This is a genomic window from Clostridium sp. CAG:265, assembly GCF_000436575.1.
Lineage (GTDB): Bacteria > Bacillota > Clostridia > Clostridiales > Clostridiaceae > Clostridium > Clostridium lentum.
Genome location: NZ_FR886617.1, coordinates 1 through 6,248, shown reverse-complemented (window position 1 = coordinate 6,248; position 6,248 = coordinate 1). Strand labels below are relative to the sequence as shown.

General features: G+C 27.7%; 5 protein-coding genes. 3 read left to right on the top strand and 2 right to left on the bottom strand.

Annotated features, from left to right (window positions below):
* Together Q5O29_RS06495 and gtfA are read left to right on the top strand one after the other, a co-directional pair.
* Positions 1-241: PfkB family carbohydrate kinase (locus Q5O29_RS06495; protein ID WP_302631852.1), on the top strand; the 241-nt coding region annotated here is incomplete at its 5' end.
* Positions 242-263: 22 nt separating this feature from the next.
* A complete protein-coding gene (gtfA, locus tag Q5O29_RS06490; RefSeq protein ID WP_022168861.1) occupies positions 264-1,727 on the top strand; it encodes a sucrose phosphorylase in 1,464 nt (487 codons plus the stop codon).
* 66 nt (positions 1,728-1,793) lie between these two features.
* Here the strand turns inward: gtfA and Q5O29_RS06485 are convergent, their stop codons facing one another.
* A complete protein-coding gene (locus Q5O29_RS06485; protein ID WP_022212155.1) occupies positions 1,794-2,780 on the bottom strand; it encodes a LacI family DNA-binding transcriptional regulator in 987 nt (328 codons plus the stop codon).
* Between the two features lie 334 nt (positions 2,781-3,114).
* Here Q5O29_RS06485 and Q5O29_RS06480 point away from each other — a divergent pair, with 334 nt between their 5' ends.
* Entirely contained in the window at positions 3,115-3,975 is an 861-nt protein-coding gene (locus Q5O29_RS06480; RefSeq protein ID WP_022212154.1) for an AraC family transcriptional regulator, read from the top strand.
* Between the two features lie 610 nt (positions 3,976-4,585).
* Here the strand turns inward: Q5O29_RS06480 and Q5O29_RS06475 are convergent.
* Positions 4,586-5,956, bottom strand: a complete 1,371-nt coding sequence (locus Q5O29_RS06475) for an MFS transporter (protein ID WP_022168858.1) — start codon at positions 5,954-5,956, stop codon at positions 4,586-4,588.
* Positions 5,957-6,248: the final 292 nt, after the last annotated feature.

Genomic DNA, 6,248 nt, shown 5'->3' with positions numbered 1-6,248 from the left:
TGCAATAGTTTCTAATGGCACTGAAACTATTAAATTTAAAACTTTAGCTACTGAAGTTGTAGATACAACTGGGGCTGGAGATGCTTTCTGGGGTGGATTCTATACAGCACTAACTAGTAATTACCCTTTAAAAGAAGCTTTAAATATTGGTTTTGCAACAAGTGCTTTCAAGCTAAAAAATGTAGGTGCTATTGCAGAATTGCCTTCTATAGAGGAATTAAAAACACTTTATAATATATAGTTAATTAAGAGGAGATATTAAAATGACGGTTAAAAATAAAGTTCAACTTATAACTTATGCTGATTCTCTTGGTGGAGATTTAAAAACATTAGATAATGTACTTACAAAATATTTTCCAAATAAATTTAAAGGTGGTATTCACATACTTCCTCCATTCCCTTCATCAGGGGATAGAGGTTTTGCACCTCTTACTTATTTAGAAATAGAACCTCAATTTGGTACATGGGATGATATTCGTAAAATAGGTGAAAAACATGATGTGCTTCTTGACTTAATGGTTAACCATATTTCTAAAAACTCAGTATTCTTCCAAGACTTCTTAAAGCATGGGAAAGAATCAAAATACGCTGATTTATTTATTACATTAGATAAACTATGGAATGATGGAAAACCACTTCAAGCAGATATAGACAAAATGTTCTTACGTAGACAAGTTCCATATTCAACATTTAACATAAATGGTGAAGACGTTTCTGTTTGGACTACCTTTGGTAAAGAAACACCTTCTGAACAGATAGACCTTGATATTAACTCTGATGCGGTTAGACAGTTATTAAAGGAATTCTTCGAAAACTTCCATAAAAACAATGTTAAAATTGTAAGACTTGATGCTATAGGATATGTAACAAAGAAACTTGGTACTAGCTGTTTCTTTGTTGAACCTGAAATATATGAATTCTTAGATTGGATATGTGATTTAGCTAAATCTCTTGATATTGATTTACTTCCAGAGGTACATGCTCATTACACAACTCAATTTAAATTAGCTAAGTATGGTAACTATATTTATGACTTTATACTTCCATATATGATTCTTAGCACTTTAGTTAATAAATCTAGCTCTCAAATTACAGAATACTTAAAAGTAAGACCTCATAATCAATTTACAATGTTAGATTGTCATGATGGAATTCCTGTAAAACCTGACTTAGATGATTTAGTATCAACGAAGGATGCTAGGAAAATTGTTGATCATTGCTTAAATCATGGTGCAAACTTAAGCTTAGTTCACTCTGATGCTCATAAGAGCCCAGATGGATTTGACGTTCATCAAATAAGATGTTCTTACTACTCTGTTTTAGGATGCAATGATGATGCTTACTTAACTGCTAGAGCAATTCAATTCTTTGCTCCAGGTATTCCACAAGTATATTATGTTGGGTTATTAGCTGGTGAAAATGATGTTGAAAATGTAAAACGTACTGGAGAAGGACGTGAAATTAATAGACACAACTTTACTTTAGAAGAAATTGATAAAGCATATAATCAAGATGTTGTTCAAAGATTACTTAAGCTTATTGACTTTAGAAATGATTATCCTGCTTTTGATGGCACTTTCCATATTGAACCTTCAAATGATAATGAAATGATTTTAACTTGGAAAAAGGATGATAAGTATTGTACTTTAAATGTTGATTTAACTACTAGCAAGTCAACTATTAAATATATAAATGATGATGGTATAACATCAGTTTACCATATATAACTTTTACATTCTAAACAAGTGGCTATTGCAATAATGCAATAGCTACTTACTATTTATTACTCTTATCTACTCTACACTTGTACTTCTTCTAACTACTAAATCCACTGGTAATATAGTTTGTTCTAAAATTTCTGTGTTAGTATATTTAGCATCAATTAAATGAATAGCTAACTTTGCCATTTCTTTAATTGGCTGCTGTATAGTAGTTATTGTTGGTGTTGTTAATTGTGATATTTCAACATCATCAAAACCAACTAATTTAATATCCTTTGGAATTTTAATATTTAATTCATAACAAACCTGAATAACTTGTGCTGCTATTAAATCACTGCTAGCAAATATTCCATCAACTCCATCTATTTCACTAAGTGTATTTTTTATATACTCATAATAATTCATTTCATTATAGGCATTTATATCAAACTTTTTAATAAAATATTCAACATTATTTTTATTACATATATCTATAAATGCCTTTTCTCTATTATCAGCAGGCATTTCTTCATCAATTACACCACTAAAATGTACTATTCTTTTACATCCACATTTTATTAAATGCTCTGTTGCAAGGCATCCCCCTTGATAATTATCACATTGTATTCCTAGTTTTCCTTTTTCAAAATTCTTTTCTAATAATACAATTGGGATATTTCCTGTGTTAATCATATTATATTCAACATTGCCACTACATAAAATTATTCCATCTACTCTATTACTTTTACACATGTCTAAATATTTTTTCTCTTTTGTAGCAGTGTCCTTGCTATTACATAGTATTATTTTATAATCTTTTTTCGCTGCTTCATTTTCTAAATTGCTTATTAACTTAGAAAAATAAGGATGAGATATATGTGGTACTATCACTCCAATTGTATTACTTCTCTGCTTTGTTAATGAACGCGCTATTTCATTAGGATGATAACTTAACTGATCCATAGCTTCATGAACTTTACTTTTTGTTTTTTCACTAATATATCCTCTATTATTAATAACCCTTGATACAGTTGTTGGTGTAACTCCTGCTAGTTTTGCAACATCAACTATTGTAGCCAAAATTCATTCCCCTCTCTTTATTGTACGACTATATTTATTTACAAAATTCCTACACTCCTAAAATAATAAGTATAAATATTGCTGAAAGTAAATTTGCTACCTTTATCTTTGTAGCAACGTATAAAGTTACTATACTCTATTATGCACATTTACATATAGTTATTGTCAATATTTTCATAATAAAAAAGTACATAACCTATACAAATAATTCACCTACTCACTTTATGTCTTTTTTTCATAAAAAATAGAAATTCATTTTTTATTTTGCAATATTTTGATTTATAGTATAATAATATTATATATTGCTAAAATAAATATTCAAAATGGAGGATTTATGTCAGATATATATTTTTTAGAAAATACAAATAAAGATTTTATTGATTTATATTTATGTTATTGTGGTATGGAACAATGTGCTCCACTATATTCCTTTGGACCTGCTATAAGACCTAATTATTTACTACATTATGTTCTTGATGGTAAAGGGTACTATTATGTAAATAATGAGAAATATGAAGTTAATAAAAATGAAGGTTTCTTAATTTGCCCAAATGTTGTGACATTTTACCAAGCAGACGAAGAAAATCCTTGGACTTATCTTTGGATCGGTATAGATGGTGAAAAAGTGGAGACATATTTAAAGGCTGCAGGATTAAATAATGATACTTTAATATTTAAATATAATGATGGAGATTTATTAAAAGAATATATTCTTGAAATGTTAAAACATAACACCTCTTCTAGCAGTGATTCTCTTAAAATTGAAGGCTTACTTTATATGTTCTTTTCAGAACTTGCTAAACAAAATAAATCTGATCCTATTCATAAGAATGATATAAATAATAATTATATAAATAAGGCAATTGAATTTATTCAAAATAATTATCATAATCCAATAAAAGTTTCTGATATAGCTAATTATGTTTGTTTAAATAGGAGCTATCTTTCTACTGTATTTCAAAATAATTTAAATATGTCTCCACAAAAATTTTTAATGGAATTTAGAATAACTAAAGCTGCAACACTTCTATATGATACAGATTTACCTATTACAAATATTGCTTACTCTTGTGGTTATTCTGATCCACTTGCATTTTCAAAAGCATTTAAAAAAATAAAAGGTGTAAGCCCTAAAGAATATAGATTAAATAAAAAAGAAACAACTGAAAAATTCTTACTTAATGAAATTAAATAAAATACCTACTTCTAACATTTAAACATATTTTCATTATATAAAACTATATAAGATATTGCCAAAAAAGTTTACTATATAAGTAAATGTAAACGGTGTAAATTAAATAATTTTATATCTAAAATAGTTTTGAAAGGAATGAAATAATGATAACGGAATAATACCTTTTTATTTCACATTAAAAGATTCTTGGACTTCCCTTCCTGCTTGGAACAATATAGCTGGAACTTTAGTTAGTACTGATTGTTTTAAAAAAGTTAATAATAAAGAAACTACTTTTAATGAAGTCTACTCTGAAACATCTGATAAGATATTACAATTGATAGATTATGGTCATTCAGAATCACCATCAATGGTTTCTAAAATAACAAATAAATTAATAGCTACCGCTACCGAATGGCAAAATAGAATGCTAGGAAATAATAATTTATACAACTAATGCATTAGAAGGCTTTAATAGGCAAGTACGTAAGTATACAAAGAATAGAAAAATATATTATTAGTATTTCTAGATAATAAAAAACATTACTGGAAATCATAATTTCCAGTAATATTTATCAACTAAGAAAATTAATTACACATAATTACCTACAGTCTCTAGCTCCTTAAAAATTTATTTATTTGCTAATGTTTCTCCATTCTTTAAGTCTTCTAATATTGCCTCATATTCTTCTTCATTTAAGTTATATCTTCTTAAAGAAATTATACTTAATATTGCTATTATACCTGGAACAATTGAATACATTAAGTGTATCCCTTTTAAAGTTTCTACAGTTTGAGCTACATTAGCTTTATACCCTACAAAAGCTAATACATAACCACATAATGCTCCTCCAATTGCACTAGCAAGCTTAGTTTTAAATATATTTGAAGAGAAAATCATTCCTTCTGATCTTTTTCCTGTTTTCCACTCACCATATTCAACACAATCTGCTACCATAGAAGCCAATGAAATATTAGCAGCTCCTTCAGCTAATCCCATTATTGTATTTATAACTAATAATGTTGGTAAGCTTGAATATGATAATGCAAATATTGACATAAATCCTAAAGCATTAATTCCAATTCCAAATAAAGCTGTAGCTCTTTTTCCTAACTTTTGAGTTATAAAAGGAGTACATAATCCGCCTGCCATTCCTGAAACCATACTTATACCAGTTACTATTGGAATATATACTTCTGCATTAAAATTATATTTTATATAATAAATTGAGAAACCATTTCTTAATGCATATGTTACTTCTAACATTAACATTGATACAAGTAATATTCTTAAAGGTTTGTTTGTTTTAAATAATTCTTTTAATTGTTTAAAGCCTTGTTTTTCTGGCTTTCTATCTGTGTTTATCTCTTTAACACCCCAGACAGTAATCCATGTACATATAGCTGCTGTAATTGAATATATAATTGCTACTAATGTCCAACTTCCAAACTTAGCAACTAAAGGTAACGTAAACATAGAAACTACTAAACTTCCACCAAAAGCAATAGTTCTAGCTGATGTAACAATTTTTGTTCTACCTTGTGACGATTGAGTTATATTAGCTGATAAAGACCAATAAGGTGTATCCATTGCTGTAAAGCATATTCCCCATAATATATATGAAATATATATCCATGCAATTTTACCATTATAACTTAAATTTGGGGATGAAAAACACATTATTGTTGCTATTCCCATAAATATTGGAACAAATAATAAATAAGGTCTACTTTTACCCATTTTAGATTTTGTATTATCTACTATCATTCCCATAATTGGATCAGTTATTGCATCTATTATTCTAGCTATTAAGAATAATGTACCTACTGCTACTGCACCTATTCCAAAGCTATCAGTAAGATAAACCGTTAAGTATGTGCCTATAAATGCACATATAATGTTGTTTCCTAAACTCCCCATTCCAAAAGAAATTAAAGTTTTAATTGGAACTAGATTTTGTGAGTTTTTTTCTCCTTTTTTTACTAAATTTAATTCGCTCATTTTTTCCCACCCTTTTTTCTATTTTACACCTAATATTATAAATATTTATATAAATATTGAAAACGTATTTATGTATCAAAAACATGGTTAAATGTTAGATATTTAAATTATATCTACAGTTTGTTGAAAAACCCCCTGTTTAAAAAACAGAGGGTTTTCCTTTACTAGTTGTGGATAAAATTTAAAATTCATAATATCATTAAAACTACTAATATAATATGAAAATAACAAAGATAGTCTTGTTGCTATCTTTTTTCATATTCTGCACTGGTCTTATGTCAATATTTTGGAC

Coding starts and splice junctions, on each gene's coding strand:
- Q5O29_RS06475 (WP_022168858.1), bottom strand. CDS start 5,956: ATGAGCGAATTAAATTTAGTAAAAAAAGGAGAAAAAAACTCACAAAAT.
- gtfA (WP_022168861.1), top strand. CDS start 264: ATGACGGTTAAAAATAAAGTTCAACTTATAACTTATGCTGATTCTCTT.
- Q5O29_RS06480 (WP_022212154.1), top strand. CDS start 3,115: ATGTCAGATATATATTTTTTAGAAAATACAAATAAAGATTTTATTGAT.